This window comes from Chryseobacterium sp. GM_Chr_2 (assembly GCF_026540445.1).
Classification (GTDB): Bacteria; Bacteroidota; Bacteroidia; order Flavobacteriales; family Weeksellaceae; genus Chryseobacterium.
The window spans coordinates 1-17949 of record NZ_JALNUD010000005.1 but is presented as its reverse complement, the minus strand read 5'-3'; the positions used below and the strand labels follow the sequence as shown (position 1 = coordinate 17949).

20 protein-coding genes are annotated in these 17949 nt (G+C 33.6%); all 20 read left to right on the top strand.

All coding sequences use genetic code 11. The features are described 5' to 3' along the window. Nucleotides 1-41: 41 nt before the first annotated feature. The 20 genes from OXQ85_RS09420 to tssD (OXQ85_RS09325) all read left to right on the top strand — a co-directional run bounded on the left by OXQ85_RS09420 (nucleotide 42) and on the right by tssD (OXQ85_RS09325) (nucleotide 17871). A complete protein-coding gene (locus OXQ85_RS09420; RefSeq protein WP_267403924.1) occupies nucleotides 42-692 on the top strand; it encodes an NlpC/P60 family protein in 651 nt (216 codons plus the stop codon). A 2-nt stretch (nucleotides 693-694) separates the two neighbouring features. Continuing rightward, a complete protein-coding gene (locus OXQ85_RS09415; RefSeq protein ID WP_267403922.1) occupies nucleotides 695-1630 on the top strand; it encodes a type VI secretion system baseplate subunit TssG in 936 nt (311 codons plus the stop codon). Continuing rightward, on the top strand, nucleotides 1627-2655 hold the full coding sequence (locus OXQ85_RS09410) for a TssN family type VI secretion system protein (RefSeq protein ID WP_267403920.1): 1029 nt from the start codon (nucleotides 1627-1629) through the stop codon (nucleotides 2653-2655). The genes OXQ85_RS09415 and OXQ85_RS09410 overlap by 4 nt, the downstream gene beginning before the upstream one ends. Before the next feature lie 22 nt (nucleotides 2656-2677). Then, nucleotides 2678-3661: a hypothetical protein gene (locus OXQ85_RS09405; protein WP_267403918.1), complete on the top strand. Its 984-nt coding sequence runs from the start codon at nucleotides 2678-2680 to the stop codon at nucleotides 3659-3661. A 37-nt stretch (nucleotides 3662-3698) separates the two neighbouring features. After that, nucleotides 3699-4181, top strand: coding sequence for a DUF4280 domain-containing protein (locus OXQ85_RS09400; RefSeq protein WP_267403916.1), 483 nt, complete (start codon nucleotides 3699-3701; stop codon nucleotides 4179-4181). A 20-nt stretch (nucleotides 4182-4201) separates the two neighbouring features. Beyond that, nucleotides 4202-6388, top strand: coding sequence for an N-acetylmuramoyl-L-alanine amidase (locus tag OXQ85_RS09395; RefSeq protein ID WP_267403914.1), 2187 nt, complete (start codon nucleotides 4202-4204; stop codon nucleotides 6386-6388). Nucleotides 6389-6392: 4 nt separating this feature from the next. Further along, nucleotides 6393-7205 (top strand): DUF5991 domain-containing protein, encoded by an 813-nt coding sequence (locus OXQ85_RS09390; RefSeq protein ID WP_267403912.1) that lies wholly within the window; start codon nucleotides 6393-6395, stop codon nucleotides 7203-7205. A gap of 425 nt (nucleotides 7206-7630) precedes the next feature. Beyond that, complete coding sequence (locus tag OXQ85_RS09385; RefSeq protein WP_267403911.1) at nucleotides 7631-8611, top strand: DUF2931 family protein; 981 nt, start codon at nucleotides 7631-7633, stop codon at nucleotides 8609-8611. Between the two features lie 214 nt (nucleotides 8612-8825). Further along, nucleotides 8826-9164 carry a hypothetical protein gene (locus tag OXQ85_RS09380; protein ID WP_267403909.1) on the top strand — a complete coding sequence of 113 codons (339 nt, stop codon included), beginning with the start codon at nucleotides 8826-8828 and terminating at the stop codon, nucleotides 9162-9164. A gap of 56 nt (nucleotides 9165-9220) precedes the next feature. Further along, nucleotides 9221-10381, top strand: coding sequence for a type VI secretion system baseplate subunit TssK (tssK, locus tag OXQ85_RS09375; RefSeq protein WP_267403907.1), 1161 nt, complete (start codon nucleotides 9221-9223; stop codon nucleotides 10379-10381). A gap of 25 nt (nucleotides 10382-10406) precedes the next feature. Then, nucleotides 10407-10919: a type VI secretion system TssO gene (tssO, locus tag OXQ85_RS09370; RefSeq protein WP_267403905.1), complete on the top strand. Its 513-nt coding sequence runs from the start codon at nucleotides 10407-10409 to the stop codon at nucleotides 10917-10919. Between the two features lie 5 nt (nucleotides 10920-10924). Beyond that, nucleotides 10925-11524: a hypothetical protein gene (locus tag OXQ85_RS09365; RefSeq protein WP_267403903.1), complete on the top strand. Its 600-nt coding sequence runs from the start codon at nucleotides 10925-10927 to the stop codon at nucleotides 11522-11524. Next, nucleotides 11502-12197, top strand: coding sequence for a hypothetical protein (locus OXQ85_RS09360; protein WP_267403901.1), 696 nt, complete (start codon nucleotides 11502-11504; stop codon nucleotides 12195-12197). Before OXQ85_RS09365 ends, OXQ85_RS09360 begins: the two co-directional genes overlap by 23 nt. 8 nt (nucleotides 12198-12205) lie before the next feature. Next, a complete protein-coding gene (locus tag OXQ85_RS09355; RefSeq protein WP_267403899.1) occupies nucleotides 12206-12634 on the top strand; it encodes a GPW/gp25 family protein in 429 nt (142 codons plus the stop codon). A 4-nt stretch (nucleotides 12635-12638) separates the two neighbouring features. Continuing rightward, nucleotides 12639-14459, top strand: coding sequence for a type VI secretion system baseplate subunit TssF (locus OXQ85_RS09350; RefSeq protein ID WP_267403897.1), 1821 nt, complete (start codon nucleotides 12639-12641; stop codon nucleotides 14457-14459). 44 nt (nucleotides 14460-14503) lie between these two features. Then, entirely contained in the window at nucleotides 14504-14953 is a 450-nt protein-coding gene (locus OXQ85_RS09345; RefSeq protein WP_267403895.1) for a hypothetical protein, read from the top strand. 17 nt (nucleotides 14954-14970) lie between these two features. After that, on the top strand, nucleotides 14971-16353 hold the full coding sequence (locus OXQ85_RS09340) for a DUF5458 family protein (protein ID WP_267403894.1): 1383 nt from the start codon (nucleotides 14971-14973) through the stop codon (nucleotides 16351-16353). Between the two features lie 96 nt (nucleotides 16354-16449). Beyond that, nucleotides 16450-16836: a type VI secretion system tube protein TssD gene (tssD, locus tag OXQ85_RS09335; protein WP_267403893.1), complete on the top strand. Its 387-nt coding sequence runs from the start codon at nucleotides 16450-16452 to the stop codon at nucleotides 16834-16836. A gap of 122 nt (nucleotides 16837-16958) precedes the next feature. Then, nucleotides 16959-17345, top strand: a complete 387-nt coding sequence (tssD, locus tag OXQ85_RS09330; protein ID WP_267403892.1) for a type VI secretion system tube protein TssD — start codon at nucleotides 16959-16961, stop codon at nucleotides 17343-17345. A 139-nt stretch (nucleotides 17346-17484) separates the two neighbouring features. Beyond that, the gene (gene tssD, locus OXQ85_RS09325) at nucleotides 17485-17871 is read left to right on the top strand and encodes a type VI secretion system tube protein TssD (protein WP_267403890.1); all 387 of its coding nucleotides are present in this window, start codon (nucleotides 17485-17487) and stop codon (nucleotides 17869-17871) included. Nucleotides 17872-17949 lie beyond the last annotated feature (78 nt).

The window sequence follows — 17949 nt, the reverse complement described above, 5'->3', positions numbered from 1 at the left end:
AATTAAATTTTTTTTATAAATTTGTCCCATACACACCGATGATGAAATATTTAACTAATAACACTACTTTACCTGTAGTTTTTTTACTACTCACTTTTACAGTTTCATGTAACAGCAAGAAATACATTTTAGATATTCCATACAACTATCCGTCTGATCAATTAGATGATAATTCGTATGCTCAGAAAGGGATTGGTGAAAATTATTCTATTGTTGATGATAATAAGGAAAATTTAAGTGACGAACAATTAAGAATTAAAGAAAAATATTCTATAATTCTGAAAGTTATGCCTAAAGAAATTAATAATTATCAATTTTACGGATATATCGATCAATGGTTGGGAACACCTTATAAGTCTCAAAAATTAGAAGAAAAAGTAGGCGTAGACTGTTCATATTTTGTGCAGGCATTATACAGTGATGTATTTAAAGTTACCTTTCCGAAAACGCCGGATGGTATTTTTAGATCAAAATCTATTCAGCTTTTTACGGGAAGAACGTTTTTACGCGAAGGAGATATACTTTTTTTTAGGTATGATAAGTATCGTCCGATTTCAGATGTCGGAATTTATCTGCACAACGACCGTATTTTGGCGTGTACTGCAGATGGTTTGAATATTTACAATTTCAATGATGAATATTTTCAGTTGAGATATGTGGCAGCAGGAAGATTGAAATCTACAAATAATTAATTATGGAAAGGCTTACAGATCTGGCGCGTCATATCACTTCTTTAAAACATGATATTCGTGCAGAGGTTATTATCAATGATTTGCTGAAAAATAAAGATATTTCTGAGGCGGAATATGTGGTTTCCAAAGACGGACAGTTTTCCAGAGCGTATCGATTTGACATTCTGGATGCGGAGATTACAGATTATGATTTTGATGCGACACAGGTTTTAGAAATTGCACTTTCGAGAGATAGCCTTTATGATATGCTACCGGAAGGTTTGGTACATAATGTAAGAAATGATACTCCTCAGAAAGATGTGGATGTTATGATTCGCGAGCATCGAAACCAGAAGAAGCAACAGAAAGGAGCGCGAACTTTTTTTCAGCCTTTTGAAAATGAAATTTTCACGTACGGCGTTGCGATTGAAGGTTTTGAAAGACAGTTTCTATCAGATTTAAATGGCGCTTTGGCAGCCGATATGTTTTATGATTTTTGGGGAATAAGCAAAGATTTTCCTAAAATGTTGATCTCTAAATTTATACGGGTATTGCCTTTCGCTTATAAAATTGTGGGAGACATACCGTTGGCTTGTGAAATTTTGGCTAACCTTTTGGATGAAGAGGTGGTTGTAAATAATAAAACCCATCAAAAATATACAGACAAAAATGAAAGCATAATATTGGGAGACAGCAGGCTGGGGCTGGATTTTATTACTGGAAACAGCTATGATGATTATTCCAATCATTTTAATATACAAATAGGACCATTGAAAAACTCAAATTTTGTTGATTATATCCATGACGGTAAAAAGAAAAAGTTCCTGGATCTGTTTTACGAATACTTTTTCCCCATAGAAGTAGAAATAGATACAGTGATTCTTTTACCCGAAGAAAAACAAAAATTTGAATTTACCAATGAAGAAAGTTCAGTTTTAGGATATAACACAAGAATATGATGCAATTGAAAAAATATTTTATCAACCTTTTAGAACCGCAGGTTTTAGCTGCGAGTGTAATTCTTTTGGCGATTATCATCATCCTTACCATGATTTTCTCTCAAAAGACCTCCGAGTTTAAGCAAAAGTATAAAGCGAAATTTTATATCTATTGTTTCTCTATGGCATTTGTTTATTCCGTGATTGCCTTTTTAGGATACAATAAATTGTTCCTTGATAATAATTTGTATGAATTTATTTTTTATCAGATAAGTTCATTGTTGATGGGCATTATCCATTGCATAATGTACCGTTCTTATTTCAACAAATTCGGAGATAATAATTCAGGAAAAGAATATTTGTTTGCCTTATTGACGATAACATATTCTGTGATTCCGTTTATGTTAATTTATACATTTTTAAACGGAGTCGATTTTATGTTTCTGATGTTGGGGCATTACATCATATTCTTTATTCCGACGTTTTTGAACGATACATTTACTAAAGCGATGGCTATTCCGCCGAAAATTTATAAAACATGGAAGTTTCCTGATGATTACGAACAGGATTCAGGGCTGGAAGAACATGAATGGAGAAATACGGTATTGCTTACCTATATGATGGATAAAGATAAAAATGCGACTAAATATGGGGTTTATCGGGCTAAAGGGCCTACCCGAATAGATTTTGGCCGACTCTTTTACAACTTCATTATGGATTATAACGATAAGCATCCGGATGATGAAATTCAGATTAAAGACGAAAATGGTTTGTTCAACTGGGTCTTTTTCCTTCAGCCTAAATGGTATGAAAGTACAAAATATATCGATCCGGAACTTACTCTTTATATGAATGGAATTGAGGAAAATAGTGTGATTTTCTGTATGCGTACCGAGCAGGTGATGGGGCAGGATAAAAGCAGAGATAAAAAGGATGCAGATTATGAATATACAAAGGAAAAAGATGGGGCAAATACTCAAAAATCTAAGGAAAAGGCAAAGGATGAAAAAGAGGTGATAACAGAAGATGTTCATTATGAGCCTTAATTATAAAACATGCAGGATACCCATGGGGAAAGTCACCTTAGGTAAACTTGCAGAACATTTCAAGCTGGATCCTGCAGAATTGAGATGGTTTCATAATAAATATTGCCCGGTGGGAGATCTTATAGATCCTGATATACAGCCGCATGTAGAGATTATTTACATTCCGGTTCCGGGTACAGAAACGGGGTATTATAGAAATAAGAAACAAAATAAACCGTATTACAGAACGCCAAATGTGCTGGACAATAGTAAAAAATTTGAAAGAATATATGGCATTGTACAAACGGTACAAAATAATGGAGGTGAAAAGCAGCAGATGCATTATATCATGAAGGTGAAAAAAAGTGAGCGTTCTAAATTAATGCTGATGAGAAGGTCGGTGTATCTTAATCAAAAAAGACCCGATTTGACAATGGAAAGAATAGCAGATGAGGTGGGAAGTATTTTTTATCCGATGCACTTGGAACTCTATGAAAGCGGAAGATTGAAGCATCTAGATAACTTTTCTGAGATACAGAACAGATGGAAAATAAAAAAGAAAAAGCTTACCTCTTATTATAAAGGTGAAATAGTAGAAAAACTGATTGAAAACCTAGACCAGCAATTAGAATTCCGAGGGAAAACGCAGCGCGGAATTTTAGACAGTCTGTTCTTTGTATTGTATTTTTTTCCTCTGTATGAAAAGTTTGAAGAAGATCATACCTATTCGTTTAAAACAGCAATTCCTGTTTTTCCGAAAGAGCAACAGATAGGGTATGATATTAAAATGACCATCTATGAAGAGGTAACAGAAGAAGGGAAATTTAAGATTTCCGTAAAAGGAAAGCACATAGATGCTGAAAATGAAGAGAAAACAGAATATGAAAAAATATCAGGCAATCTGGATTTTACCTATATGCTGAATGCTATGGATAATAGTATTTCAAGCATTTGGGGAACGATAGATCTTAATAAGGCAGGAAACTATAAAAGTATCTCTTTTGAATGTTATGAAACGGAGGAATAAAATTGATTAATGACGTACAATAATTGAAACGAAAAGTATGAGCGAAAAACATCTTGTTTGCCAAGGCGCAACCTGCAAATGTAATTTTGGGACTACACCGGATACCCTGAAGGTGAAGACCCAAAGCAAACGCTACATCAATGATAAAGATGGAAAGAAAAAGCTGACCGCCACCCATAAAGATATCGGAAAAACATTTGAGAAAAATACCTTCGGGAATTGTTCTAAAATGAATAACAATCCCTGTCAGGCAGTGGTAACAGAATGGAGTGGTTATTATGAAAAAATAACAATTGAAGACAATAAAGGACATGTATTGCTGGAAGACAGCAAAGCTACCTGCCCCGTTGGAGCCAAAGATTGTATCGAAATTATAGATCATGGACAGGTATGCGAGGTGACCGCTCAGAATCTGAAAAATGCAGACCCAAATGTGCTGGCGGAATTGTGTCCTTTCTTTGATTTTATAGAAGTTCTAAATGAAATGGAAATGCAGCCGGATGAATATGATTATATATAATCTATACAAAGTATAAACAGATGAGTAAAAGAGGAATATCTCAAATTAAAGGACCTACTGAAGTCCGTTTGGGGGAAAAGGTTTTTTATGAAGTTAGCAGGATTTATGATCTTGCCGACAAATCTAAAGTGGAGACAACACGATGGAAGCTGTATGTACTTGATGAGCATACTACTAGCTGGCGCGAGCTAAAACCTAAGTATAACGATTCTGCCAAGTTAGGATATCGTGTTCCGCTTCAGATTACTAACCAAATGTTGGTGGGAAAAATACTGATGATGGAAGCTTATATATATGAGCCTGAGCGCAGAAGCCCTCCAGGATTGATGATAAAATTATTGCCGGGAACCGACAAAAAAATTACCAGAGTAGATCTTTTCAAAATAGATAATACGCCTATAAAAGAAGATACTATTCTGAAATATAATCAAAGTATAAAAGTAAAAGTTTATACACAGAATATGCTTGGTGAAAAGATGAAGCTAAGTTTATATGAAGATGATGTAAATGGTGGAGGTCATAACAAGAGAAATGAACAGAATAAAGTAGCTGAAATAACAAAGAAGTTGAACGAAAAGGGTTTTCTATGGCATGAATTTAAGTTGAATCCCAATTTTGCTAAAATAGCCAATGCCATGATGGATGGCAGTCAGGATAAGCTTCATGAATATTATGTTGTTGTAGAAGCTGCTGAGCATACATCTGTAAGTAAAAATGTAGAAGTTGAAAATCCTGATTATGTAAAAATACAGACCGTAAGTAGTAGTGGAGTTGACACTAACAAAACGTATGGAGAGACTTTAATAGAGGAGGTTGTCATTATTGGTAAAATGAAAAAACAAATCGGGACGAATCCTCCGATAGATCTAGGAAATAAAGTAGTGACGGTAAGTTCTGAACCTATTGAGAAGAAGGAGGAAAAGTGTTTGTGTAAGCAATATGATTTGATTTGGGGAAATAAGGTAAGTTGTGGATTTAGGAAGAGGGTTGTGGAAATTTGTATGGATTTATGGCCTCAAAATTATCTTGAAATGGCTAATAATTTAATGGCTGTATTTAGATGGGAAAGTGGTGGAACGTTTAAAAGTGATGCCCCGAATCAAGCAAACTCTGGAGGCACAGGTTTAATCCAATTTATGCCCAGTACAGCTTCTAGTTTATTAGGAAAGGAGGTAACTATTGAGATTGTTAAAAATTATTATGGTAAGAAATATAACAAAAAGACTAAACAAAAGGAAGATTGGCAATTAAAAAGAGTAAAAGAATTTGCTGACATGACTGATATTAAACAGCTGGATTATGTGAAAAAATATTTTGAGCCCCTAAAAGGCAAAAAAGTCGAGTTTATAGACTTTTATCTGCAAGTATTATTTCCTGCTTCATCAATGCAAGAGGAGCATATAGTATTTGCTTCATCAATAGAAAAACTTACAACAAGAACTTTAGAACCACAAAAAGTTAAAAATTTAAGAGTTAATGCATACAACTCAAATAGTGGAATGGATATCAACAAAGATGGTAAAATTTGGAAGTCAGAAATAAAGACTAAAGTTCAAATTTATATCACAGAAGGAATGGCCAATAAAGTGACAAAATTTGAATGTAATAGTAAAAATGAATCTACAGAAAATAAAGAAATAACTTTAGACTGTAAAGCAGATTGTATTTGTAATTTAGATAAGATTTTAATTGTCAATGGATTTATTGATAATTCTCAAATAAAAAAACATAGAGTAGATGTTTTAGAACAATCTAAATTTATTAATTCTAAAAAACTGTCTGGAATTATTTTGCATAGGACTGTTACAAAAACAACTCAGGCAACGATCAATGCGTTTAGTAATAAAAGATTAGGAGTATATTATGGAACACACTTTATAGTAGGAAAAGATGGAGATATAACTCAAACTGCCCATTTAGATTATAAAACTAATCATGCAAAAGGCTGGAACTCTAAATCAATTGGGATAGAAGTTGTAGGTATGCCAATAGACAAGGATGGAAATCCTACAGTTAATGATAAAAAAATTGTGGGATGGGAGGATTTAACAGAAAAACAAGCTATGTCAGTAGCCTGTCTTACAAAAGCTCTTTTAAAATATTATTCTCTAAAATTCGAAGATCTCCATTGCCATGAAGATGTTTCAAGTAAAACAAAAGGTGAAGGAGAATATGTACTAAAAGCTATTCAATCATATTTTAAATAAAAAAATGAAACATATAATTTTTCTTTTAATACTTATAAGTTTACAAAACTGTAAAGGGCAAAATGACAAACAAAAGCAAGAAATATCTAGCTCAAAAAATTTTGAGATATTGAATGTTAATAATATAATATGTGGTAAAAATTCATCTTCACAAGAAGATATTTCACAAATTAAACATTGGAAGTTATCTAAAAAAGATGTTTTAGAAATAATAAATCATTCAGAAAAAATCAATCCTACAGATTTACATTATGCTTATAGTAATCTTCCATGTGAAATTGAAGCAACTATAAAATCCAATGGAAAAATGAATAAAATAACGATAAATGCTGGGGGCTACTATTATTTAGATAATGACATATATGGTTGTAAAACATCTAAGTGCTATGAGTTTTTCCCTGAAATATCTAGTCAAGGAGATGATAATGAGGGTGTTAAAAATGAATCTATTTCAAATTTATCAAAGATAGATAAGATATGGCAAGGTAATTATTCAGTTAATGTAGATTATGGAAAATTAGACGAATTTTCAGAAATGTCTATTGGCTATGATATTGGAGTATATGATAATAAATGTACATTTTCAGGAATGGGTTACAAAACATACTTTACGGATGAATGTAAAGCTGAAGAAAAAAATGGTGTATTGATAATAAGATATATAAAATCCATTGAAGGTGACGGTTTTTCTGATCACTCTAAAATAGATACACTTGCTTACTTGATTAAAAAAGATAATAAATATTATATTAAAAGTTCTGTTGTTGCAAATAAGAATTGGAAATATAATACTCCTGTTTTAATTGATAAAAAGTAAGTCTATTAGTTTGTAAAGTATCCTATAAAATAAAAAGATGAAAAAAAAATATTTGCTGTTAATTGTTCTATTCTCATTTTTATATGGTTGTAGAAATAAGGATAATACAAAAAATGCAGATTTTAGTTATTCAAACACACTTACAACCAATATAAATAAAGATTGTGGAATTATAGTTTCAATGGAAGCAAAACCATGACTTTTAAAAATGAGGAAGATAATGAAGAAATTAGAAAACTTAGATACCATTATCTTCATTGGAACTCTACCTATGGGGATCGAAGGGAAGCATTTGGGACATGGGTATCCGGAAAAAATCATCCCAAATATAATAAACGGTAAAAGAAAACGGAATGTACACTAAATTGTTAAATATACTTTGTATAATTCTTATTCTAGGATTACAGGGTTGTGAAAAAAATATAATGGATAGAACCAATTTTAGCTATAGTGTAACGGTAACCGCACCAAAAGAATATCCTGTTGAAGTACATGAGGGTTGGCTTGCAGATAATAAAAAAGAATTTATATGTGCTGTGTCGAGAGTGGGAAGAACTTATACAGATTGGGTTACTGATGGTGCTGATGGTGCACAGGGGGGAGATGTAATGCCTGCACACCTTAATTTTACCTATATAGCATACGCAGAAAAGAAATTTTACAATGTTGATGCAGACCTTCCCACTGCTAAAATATTGGAAGAGTTTAGGAAGGGGTTTATGGTAAAAGGCTATCCTGATAATAACGGAGTAGAGCATATAGTTCCTGGAACGTATGATACATTTACGGTTGCTGCGGCTCCTGGCGGTGTTATTGTTGTTTTTCTATCTGCAGGTCATCATCGAGTGGAAATCTGCCGACTTCAAGCTAAAGAAGTATATGTAGATAAGAATGATTTTACAGGATTAGTTGAGAAGGCAGAAACTCAACAAGAGTTTTTAGATGATCTTTATAGAATAACAGTTCCTGATAGTATTAAAACGATCATTAAAGAAAAAGGAATTCCTTATGGTTTATGGGATAAATATCGCGAAAAATTTAAGTACCGTTTCGTATTAAAACCTTATGATGGAAAAGATAAATTTACGTTTGAATCTCACGAATATTTTAATGGCGAAGCTAATATTTTATATCCACAGGATTTAGAGAAAAATGAATATATGACGGCGGCTATTCCGTATCATGTCAATCTTTCCTTTACCGTTTATAATACCGAGATCACTTTCAACGATCAGGAAATGTTAAAGGTTTTTGAAGATTTTAAAAAGAGTGATCCCGGAAAGCCAATGGATATTATTATAAAACCCACCTTTCAGTATAATGATATGAAAGTCTCGGTAAAATGTGGTGATAAAGAAATTCCTTTAGAGAAATATAAAGTAGAAGGAGTTTGGAGTAATGATTAATAATTAAAAAACATAATAAAAATGAAAAAAGTAACATTCATAGCCGTAATCAGTATTATTATAAAGATCGTATTTTTTATAATTTCTATTATCATTTTATCTTTTAGTTCTGATTCAGAAATAAGCCTTCTTTTTCAAGGTTTTTCCCTCGTTGATGTTTTATCCTTCGCTGGTTTACTTCCATTTTTTATTAAACTTTATAAAAAGCAAAGCAATGAAATTTAATGAAATGTTTGATATCAAAGAGTCTGAAAAAGAATTGACTCAAAAAAAGGAAGAGATGGATGTCGGAAAAAATATAATGATACGCTTAGGAGTTTTGATAGGAGCAATTATATTATTTTTTGTGGTATTGTCAATAATGGATAAACATTCCGGTGCATTAGGTGCACTTTATCTGAGTATGTATTTTTATGGAATATGGCTTATTTATATGGTTTTAGAAACCATCGTATGGTATGTTTTGAAGAAAAATGAACAGGGCACTGCTAATTTAATTGTGATAATAATATTGGTTCTACTGTCTGCATTAACCTTATATAATTTTGCTTGATTTTTAGAAATAAAACAAAAATAACCCTCAATAAAAAAATAAAACAAAACAATCCAATGATAGAAAAGTTAAACCATTTCCCAGTCAACTGGATAGACGGGATGAAAATAAATAAAAACCACTTTATCGATGTTCAGAATTTTGTAAACGATGCGGTGAGAGATTCTGTGGGTGTGCATACCTCAATGATTAATTACGGGCTGTTGCCCGTGGAAGATTCCATTAAAATGAGTCTTATTATTGATAATCATAAATTGTTGAGAATAAGGGTAGATGAATGTCATGCCATCACGCCCAGCGGATCACGAATTGATATTGGACAAGGAACTTCTGAGTCTATTAATTTATCGATTCCTTATCCGGAAGCGACGTATGAAATTAAAGACAATGAAACCATGACGCTGTTGGCTTGTCTTTCGGTCAATCACTTTAAAAGAACACCTTTTGGAGAGCCTGATCCGGAAGAAAACCCGCCGCGTTATCCGTTTACCCAGCCGGAATATTCTCTGAATCTTGTTCCTGAAAAGGAGTTGAAAAATATGTTAGGCTTCGGAATTAACTATTTAACCATAGGTAAAATCTTGGTGAATGCCGGAGAATCAAGGATTGATGACAATTATATTCCGCCATGTGTTACGGTTTCTGCGCATCAAAAGTTGAGAGATCTGTACGGTCAAATCGATAATTTTTTTGGTCAGATTGAATTGTATGCGGTTCAGATTGAGCAAAAAATTCATCTGAAAAAGCAATCCAATGCTTTAGCCTTGATGATGCAGTCTCTCGCAGACAAAACGTTGAATTATCTGGGGTTGGAAATCAACAAATTCCGCTGGATGTCACCTCATGTTTCGCCTGCGCAGATGCTGCTTTCCGTGGTGGCGATGGCGAGAGTGTTGAAGAATTTTATTGATTCAAGATCCGGAGCGGGAAAAGAGGAGTTATTGAATTATTTTGCTGAATGGTGCAACGTAAGTCAAGGGCATTTTGAAACGATTTTTTCGGAGGTCATTAATGCAGAATACAATCATAATCAAATTGATATGGCTGTTGCTAAGATCACAAGATTTATGAAAACGCTTGAAGAATTGTTCTCGGTGCTTAACCGTCTTGATTATATTGGTAAAAAACGTGACGGAAGTATTTTCGTATCAGAAAATACAGACGATAGAGATTCTGTAATTCATGCAAAACGAAGCAGAACTTTTCTTGCAGATTAATAACTTATAAAACACAAATCTAAATATGGAAGTTCTTAATAAAAGAGAAAGAGCAAGAGCCTTTTCATTTTTCATTTTATTCTTTTTAATCACGGTTATCGTGTTGGTAACGGCAGTTTTCTTTAATGCCTATTTCCCTTTTAAAGAAAATAGTTTGCTGAAAACCGAGAATGCCAAAATGAAAAAAGAAATGGAAACCCAGGATAAATTTTCCTTTCAGTTAGAAAAGGTAAAATCTGCGGTAGATTCTATTGGTGTTCCTGGTCAGAACGATTTTTTCAATGAAAAATTGGGATTGTCGATTTTGGCAGATATGTATAAGCAATTGCCAAAAGATACTTTGAAAAATAAAGTGATGTATAATAATACGATCATGACTTTTAAAGATCTTATCGATGCAAAGAAAGAAATTAAGCATCTTTCTGGAAATCAGGCAACAATGGATAGTTTAAGCAAAATAAACGTCGCATTGAAGGCAGAGTATGATAAGATGAAGACCGATCTTGAAGTATGTAGACAATTGTATCAGGCTCAATAATTATGATGAGGTTAAGATTATTTTTCACCATTTTTTTCGTAGGCTTCTCTTTACTGATGGAGGCTCAGGAACAGATGGCTGGAAATACCGATGAAAATTCGGCGAATTTTGACTGCGGAATTGTTCAGACTAAGCAAAAGCTACATAATCAATATTTTGCAAGCACACCTGCGATATCGCTTCGGGTAGACAATGTAGAATATGTGTATGTCAATTTGCAGTTCGGAAAAAGAAAAGATAAAATCTTTATGTATATACAAATTGCTGATAAAAATGTTTGTATTGAAAAAGATAAAGTGCTTGATATTTTCTTTAAATCGGGTGAAGTAGTGACTTTTAAGAATGATTTTGCCTTAAACTGCGAAGGATATTTTGCCAAACAATTGAGTAAGAAAGATTATTTAAAATTAAAGGAAAACGAAATTTCCTCGATTAAAATATATGCTTACGAGAAAAATTATGAACTGTATGTAAGTGAAGCTCAAAACTATGATATTGATAATCAATTGAATTGTTTAGCAGCTTACAAAGTGAAAAAAACAGATGAAGTAAAAATTAAAAAACACAAAAAAGAAGAAAAAAATGAGCCCGCTTCCGGAACTTAATCTTGGTCTTGGAATTACAAAAGATCCTCATGCACCCGCTGCGAAAGGTTATGGAGAAATTATTGTGAGAACCAATTCGGGATTAAGCAAGCATACCATTTCAATTGTAATTTCGGATCAGGAAACAGGAAAAATTAATTTGAAAATCGGAGACAAAGAAATTGAAATTCCGACGTATAAATTAACGGTTACGGATGATAAAACCAATGAAACAGAATCTTATCAGGTAACCCGCGACACTTTAAGTTTTACAAAAACTAAGACCAAGAGAAGTATTCTTTCTTTTTTGGGATTTAAAAAATTCGACAAGACATCGTATCTGTACGAAAATATACCTTACGAGCCAACTTTGGAACGTATTGAAAAGTTTGATATTTCAAGACATCGAAAATTATCACATGATGAATTGATTTATTATTTGAAAAGTGAAGATAAAAACATTATGCTGTATGCCGGAGATATTAATGAATTTAAAAAACCGGAAGATGTTTTCCAATATTTTATCGTAGTAGATAAAGATGGTGGCAAAAGCTTTATTGGAGATATTTTGTACAGAGAAAAATTTTTGAAACTCACACCAAAAGTAGAATTACAGATTATTCGTCGTAAGGAAGTTCCAAAGAATTTTGAATACGATGATAAGGGAAATATTAAAAGAACAATTTATTTATAATCAATCAGATGAAAGGAATTTATTATAAGGTCCCGATGGATTTTGAAGGGATTATTCATAAAAAAGATGCCGATAAAATCTCTATCGACAATTCTATCAGTCAGCAGATTTTTCTCGTGGCTACTACCGCTTTGGGAGAATGCAAGTTTGATGAAACTTTCGGTACAGAAATATGGGAGCTGGATTTTGATTTGCTGAAAAGTGATAATCAACTGAAAGAATATATTGTAAGCGCATTGAAAAAAGGTGTTATAATGCATGAGAAGAGACTTTTTATGGAAGACGTAGAAGTTTCGGTAAGTGATTATAATTTAGGAACTATCGGAAAAAGAAGAATGAAAAAAAAGGTTATAATCTCTGTAAAAGGACAAGTGTTGGAAACCAACAGACCCTTTTTGTTCAAGAATTCATTTTTTGTAGGACCTCTTTCATATTAAAAGCATGAATCAAGAAAGAATAAAAGACAGAATACTTCGCAGAGCAGCCCGAATGTGGGGATACAACGAGCTTGAGGCCGAGACATCTTTCGATCCCATTGTAAGTTTACTGCTTTCTGCAACAGCTTCGGAGCTTGAAAAATTAGGTTTTGAGCTGGAAAGTTCGCGTTCCAGAATTATTGAGCGGATTCTTGAAATCATGTTTCCGGAAGAAGTTTCAGGAGTAGTTCCGGCAAGATCGTTGATTCAGATTTTTCCATTGGAAAATGGAGGAAAAACATCGGTGTATAATCAATTCAAGACGAGTAAAAGAATTCACAATGTTTTCAATCCAACAGAAGCGACAAATAAAGATATTCTTTTCAGCCCGACGATTGAAGCAGAACTAACGACGGCTAAGATAGAATATATCGCGTATGGAAATATGATGAACAGGGTTGAAAGCTTCTTTTTCAGTGATACAATTGCAAGGAGTGAAAATCATATTCCGTCAGGAGAATTATGGATTGGAATTAAATGTCCGCAAAATACCGAGCTTAAAAATTTGATGCTTTATATTGACATCAATAATAATTATCAGCGAGAATTATTTTTCTATTATCTGAAGCAGGCGAAAATATTTCTTGGGGATAAAGAGCTTTCGCTTCATGAAGGTTATAATGTGAATCAGGAAGATATTAATCTGGATAATATTATCACGAAAAATTATTCAGATTTACAGCATATTTATAATGATGTGAATCAGTATTATTTCGGAAATTTTTTCACGATAAAAGATAAAATCAGCCATCAGGAAAAACCTCAGAATGAGGAACTTTTTACAAAATATTTTGTTGAAAACGAACTGTCGAAAGAGGAAGAGATTATTTGGCTAAAATTTAAATTTTCCGAAGCTGTTGTGGGTGAAGTTCTTGAAAATGTAAGTGTGACGCTGAATTGTATTCCGGTAATCAATACTTATAATGTAAAATCTCATAAAAGAGTCTTTGGAAGGCTAAATATTATTCCGATTCAGTCTGATGATTATTTTCTTGATCTCGATTATGTACGTGATGATTTAGGAAAACGATTTGATATCAAAAATTATTCGCAGGAGAAAACAGGAACGACCGCTTTTTTAAGAAAAGGAGGCGTTTCGAGATTCGATCAGCGAAGTGCTTCTGAACTGTTGCAGTATCTTTTAGAGTTAATTAAAGATGAAACGGCTGCTTTTTCAGGCATTGGAGGAGATTCGGCGACAAAAACGCTAAGGCAGATCAATCAAAATGTGGCGGCTCTGCATCAATTAGCCAAAGAAAAGAAATTTTCTCAAACCAATAATCCTTATCTGATTATTGATGCAGATGCTCAGGAAACGGAAACTTCCTGCAACATCTCTTATTGGCTGACTCTCGCGGAAGAAGGAAATGACGTAAAGCCAGCAACGGTGCTTACCGTGGAAGATTCTGAGAAATCTACCTTGGATAAAACTGCTGTGATGATTAAAGGTTCTGTGGGAGGAAGAACAAGTCTTTCGGCACAGGAAAAAATCCTGGAATACAGAAATTCTTTGCTAACGAGAGGGCGAATTGTGACGGTGGCAGATATCAAAGCATTTGGAATGAGCCATTTTAAAAGCACGATTAAAGATATTCAAGTTCAGAAGGGAACGAAGAAAGAAGTTTCATTAAAAGGAGGATTCAGTAGAACGATTGACGTTTTTCTTATTCGAAATTCTGAAAAAGATTTAAAAGAATCTGAATGGGAATTTTTGAGAGAAAGTTTCCTTTTAAAATTACAAAAAGCATCAGCCAATATATATCCATACAGGATTTTTGAAAAGTGATAAATCACTAAATAATATTAATACAATTTTTAAACAAAAACACTATGTTAACAAACAAAGGAATTGGTGGAAATGAAGTTCCATTAGACGCAAGTGAGGCGATATTCGAGATCCCTCAAAACAGAACGCTTTTAGCACAGAAATTAACGGCAAACGATCCTGTAAAACCTGAATTGGTGGAAGGATTGAATACCATCGACAGGGTTTTCGAACACTTTAAGCCAGAAGTGAAAGTAGATTTTGAAGATGCCAACGGATCTGTGAAAATGGAAAACCTGAGATTCAAAAACTTAGGTGATTTCGGAACGAAAGGTATTACAGGACAAAGTAAATTTTTGCTGGGTCTTGAGACGGAGAAAGATCAATATCAAAAAATTGTAAAGCAATTGAAAACAAACAAAATTTTGAAAGCCGCGTTGGAAGATCCGGATGCGAAAAAAGCACTTTACGATACATTGCAAAATTTGATTAAAGAACTGGAAGAAAATAAATAATTAAAACACAAAATAATATGAATAATAATAACAAACAGCCACAAGCGGCTCCGCAAACTACTGAAACTCCTGTGCTAGAGCAGAAAAAACAAGTTCAGCTAGGCATTGATGATTTAATTGAAAAACTTGCTCGTTATGGAGGTTTTGACCTGCTTGAAACTTCTATCGAGAATGTTCAAAATATTAACCCAGATAGGAAAGCTAGACGAAAAATTTTCTTAACTGAAAAAAGTAAGGAAAAGGAGAGACAAACCTTGAAAAAGACACTGGAACTTTGGGCAGATGTAATCAATAAGAGCAGTTCTTTAACAGACATGGTGGCAGACTGTGAAACGCAGAGAAAATCTGCTGAAGATCTTTTGGCTAAAAACCTTTCCAGAGCAGTTGAGGTAACGAAAGAATTGGAGGGAAATTACAGAACGGCAGCACTTTTCTATAAAAATACAGAAATAGAAAAAGTAAAAAATATTACGGTGGTAAATTCAACTTTAGATCAGCTGAAAGATCTTGATAACACACGTTTTATTGATACGATTCATGCTGAACTGGCTGATAACTATGATAGATTAGATTTGAAAAGCAATTACGGAATTTTGGTAATTCCGGGGTATTTGGGATCTAATAAAGTGGTTGAAAAATGGGCTAAAATGGCTCATGAAAATAAGGTAATGTTGATTACAGATTTCGAACATCTTGATGAACCGGATGATGTGATGGAAATGTTTGATCAGGCGTACCTTACCGGAGGTGATATTTACAGATCGAATGTTTTGATGACCTGTAACTGGCTCGTGGGCAGAGGAAGGTTCGAAGATATTGATGAGCTTGAAGATCTGTTTATTCCACCTTCTGCGGCATTGGCAGGTAAAATCTATAAAACATTGATGTCTCAGGTAACGGCAGGTAAAAAATTCGGAGGACTCAACGAAGTAGAAGGCGTGAGATTCGACCTTAAGAAAAGTGAAATTGCGAATCTTGAAAACCTTGGACTGATCCCAATGGTAAATGAATATGGTAAAGTTACGGCGTTCTCCGGAAAAACGTTGTTCAACGGAGATAATTTGGGACTTCAGACCTATTCTGTAGTAAGAGTTTTCGATTATGTAACGAAAGTTTTGATGGATTTCTTAAACAGGAGAGCTTTCGAAAACTTCACAGCCGTTACGAGAAAAGAGATCATGAACCAAATCGTTCGTTTTCTAGACAGTATTACAGGGCCTGGAAAACTGATTGAAAACTTCGAGATCAGAAGATTTGAACAAGATCCTATTCAGAAAGATAAAATTCATTTAGATATTCACATGAAGCCTTATTTCCCTGCGAAAAACTTCCTGATTAAAATGGATGGTCATAAAGGAACAGACGGTAACGAATGGGAAACTGAATACGAACAGAAATAATCTGTAAAATTTGATATAAACAACACTTATGTAAGTGTTTACGGCATATTCCATTATTGGTAATATTATTTTTTTTAAACCTTAAAACATTTAATTATGTCATTTAAAGCAAAATTCAAAGTTGCGGGCAAAGAGCGCAACATCATCGCTGTAGATTTCGGAATGCTACAGGAAACAGATCCAACAGGAAGACCTTCTTCTGTCGTAAGAGGAGGGAAAATTCACTTAACTGTTGAAGGAACGGGAGAGACCGATCTTTTTGAATGGATGACGAACTCATTCGAGAGAAAAGACGGAAGTGTTGTATTTTTAAAAAGAGACAGTGAGGCAACGCTGAAAGAGTTGAAATTCAAAGAAGCTTATATTGTAAAGTATAAGGAAGATTTCGATGCATCCAGCCAAAATCCTCTTACAGAAACCTTTGTACTTTCTGCAAAAGAAATCGAGTTGGGAAGTGCAAAACATATTAATGAGTGGGTGTAACTCATGTTTGTGAGTCCAAGAGCCTTTCAATACAATTCATAACCTTTAATCTTAGAAAGGCTTGCGGACCTTTTTTTAAAAAAACATAGAAAGAAAATTAACTAAATTAAAAAGTAACAATTATGTCATTTAAAGCAAAATTAAAAGTAGCAGGAAAAGAATATAACGTTTTGAATATCAGCTACGGTTTGTTTCAGGAAACAGACGCAACAGGAAGACCATCTACCGTAACAAGAGGCGGAAAAATAGATGTGGTGGTAGAAGGAACGGGTGCCACAGACCTTTTCGAGTGGATGACCAACTCTTTTGAAAGAAAAGACGGAAGTGTAGTTTTCGTAAAAAGAGATAACGATGCTACCTTGAAAGAATTGAAATTTACGGAGGCTTACTTAGTAAAGCATAAAGAAAATTTCGATGCTACGGGAGAAAATCCTTTAACAGAAGCTTTCACTATTTCAGCAAGAAAAATTGAATTAGGATCGGGAGCTTACGAAAACGAATGGGTATAAAGTTTTCATAAACCGGAAATAGGTTACGGGTAAATGCCTGTTTCCACTTTCAATGAGTGATAGGCAATCTTCGGTGTAAAGCCGCAATATTGCTTATTGCTCATTACCTATTAATTATTAACTCCAAAAAACACAAACTATGTCATTTTTATCAAAATTAGAATTAGACGGTAAAATATATAACATTATTGAATGTAAATATAATTTCAAACAATCTATTGACGGTACAGGAAAACCACAGGGTATGCCTCAAGGGGGCGAAATTTTCCTGAGAATAGAAAGCACCGGAAATCCCGAATTATTAGGCTGGATGCTTGATCATAGCCAGACGAAAGACGGCAAAATTACTTTTTTCCGACGCGATGCCATGAGTAAACTTCAGGAACTTAGTTTTGAAAAAGCCTATTGCATTGACTTTACTGAAACTTTCCACGCATATAATGAAGATCCCTTACAAATCGAAATGCACCTTATTGCAAGAAAATTCGATGTTAATGGAGCTATTCATGAAAAATCGTGGAAATAAGTCTATTTACTTTTTATCAATTATTAAAATTTTATAACCAAAAAAGCACAATTATTATGGAAGAAAACAACAACAACT

Excerpts from the sequence above, each read along its gene's own strand:
- OXQ85_RS09420 (WP_267403924.1), top strand. The coding sequence starts at position 42 with ATGAAATATTTAACTAATAACACTACTTTACCTGTAGTTTTTTTACTA.
- OXQ85_RS09415 (WP_267403922.1), top strand. The coding sequence starts at position 695 with ATGGAAAGGCTTACAGATCTGGCGCGTCATATCACTTCTTTAAAACAT.
- OXQ85_RS09410 (WP_267403920.1), top strand. The coding sequence starts at position 1,627 with ATGATGCAATTGAAAAAATATTTTATCAACCTTTTAGAACCGCAGGTT.
- OXQ85_RS09405 (WP_267403918.1), top strand. The coding sequence starts at position 2,678 with ATGGGGAAAGTCACCTTAGGTAAACTTGCAGAACATTTCAAGCTGGAT.
- OXQ85_RS09400 (WP_267403916.1), top strand. The coding sequence starts at position 3,699 with ATGAGCGAAAAACATCTTGTTTGCCAAGGCGCAACCTGCAAATGTAAT.
- OXQ85_RS09395 (WP_267403914.1), top strand. The coding sequence starts at position 4,202 with ATGAGTAAAAGAGGAATATCTCAAATTAAAGGACCTACTGAAGTCCGT.
- OXQ85_RS09390 (WP_267403912.1), top strand. The coding sequence starts at position 6,393 with ATGAAACATATAATTTTTCTTTTAATACTTATAAGTTTACAAAACTGT.
- OXQ85_RS09385 (WP_267403911.1), top strand. The coding sequence starts at position 7,631 with ATGGATAGAACCAATTTTAGCTATAGTGTAACGGTAACCGCACCAAAA.
- OXQ85_RS09380 (WP_267403909.1), top strand. The coding sequence starts at position 8,826 with ATGAAATTTAATGAAATGTTTGATATCAAAGAGTCTGAAAAAGAATTG.
- tssK (WP_267403907.1), top strand. The coding sequence starts at position 9,221 with ATGATAGAAAAGTTAAACCATTTCCCAGTCAACTGGATAGACGGGATG.
- tssO (WP_267403905.1), top strand. The coding sequence starts at position 10,407 with ATGGAAGTTCTTAATAAAAGAGAAAGAGCAAGAGCCTTTTCATTTTTC.
- OXQ85_RS09365 (WP_267403903.1), top strand. The coding sequence starts at position 10,925 with ATGAGGTTAAGATTATTTTTCACCATTTTTTTCGTAGGCTTCTCTTTA.
- OXQ85_RS09360 (WP_267403901.1), top strand. The coding sequence starts at position 11,502 with ATGAGCCCGCTTCCGGAACTTAATCTTGGTCTTGGAATTACAAAAGAT.
- OXQ85_RS09355 (WP_267403899.1), top strand. The coding sequence starts at position 12,206 with ATGAAAGGAATTTATTATAAGGTCCCGATGGATTTTGAAGGGATTATT.
- OXQ85_RS09350 (WP_267403897.1), top strand. The coding sequence starts at position 12,639 with ATGAATCAAGAAAGAATAAAAGACAGAATACTTCGCAGAGCAGCCCGA.
- OXQ85_RS09345 (WP_267403895.1), top strand. The coding sequence starts at position 14,504 with ATGTTAACAAACAAAGGAATTGGTGGAAATGAAGTTCCATTAGACGCA.
- OXQ85_RS09340 (WP_267403894.1), top strand. The coding sequence starts at position 14,971 with ATGAATAATAATAACAAACAGCCACAAGCGGCTCCGCAAACTACTGAA.
- tssD (WP_267403893.1), top strand. The coding sequence starts at position 16,450 with ATGTCATTTAAAGCAAAATTCAAAGTTGCGGGCAAAGAGCGCAACATC.
- tssD (WP_267403892.1), top strand. The coding sequence starts at position 16,959 with ATGTCATTTAAAGCAAAATTAAAAGTAGCAGGAAAAGAATATAACGTT.
- tssD (WP_267403890.1), top strand. The coding sequence starts at position 17,485 with ATGTCATTTTTATCAAAATTAGAATTAGACGGTAAAATATATAACATT.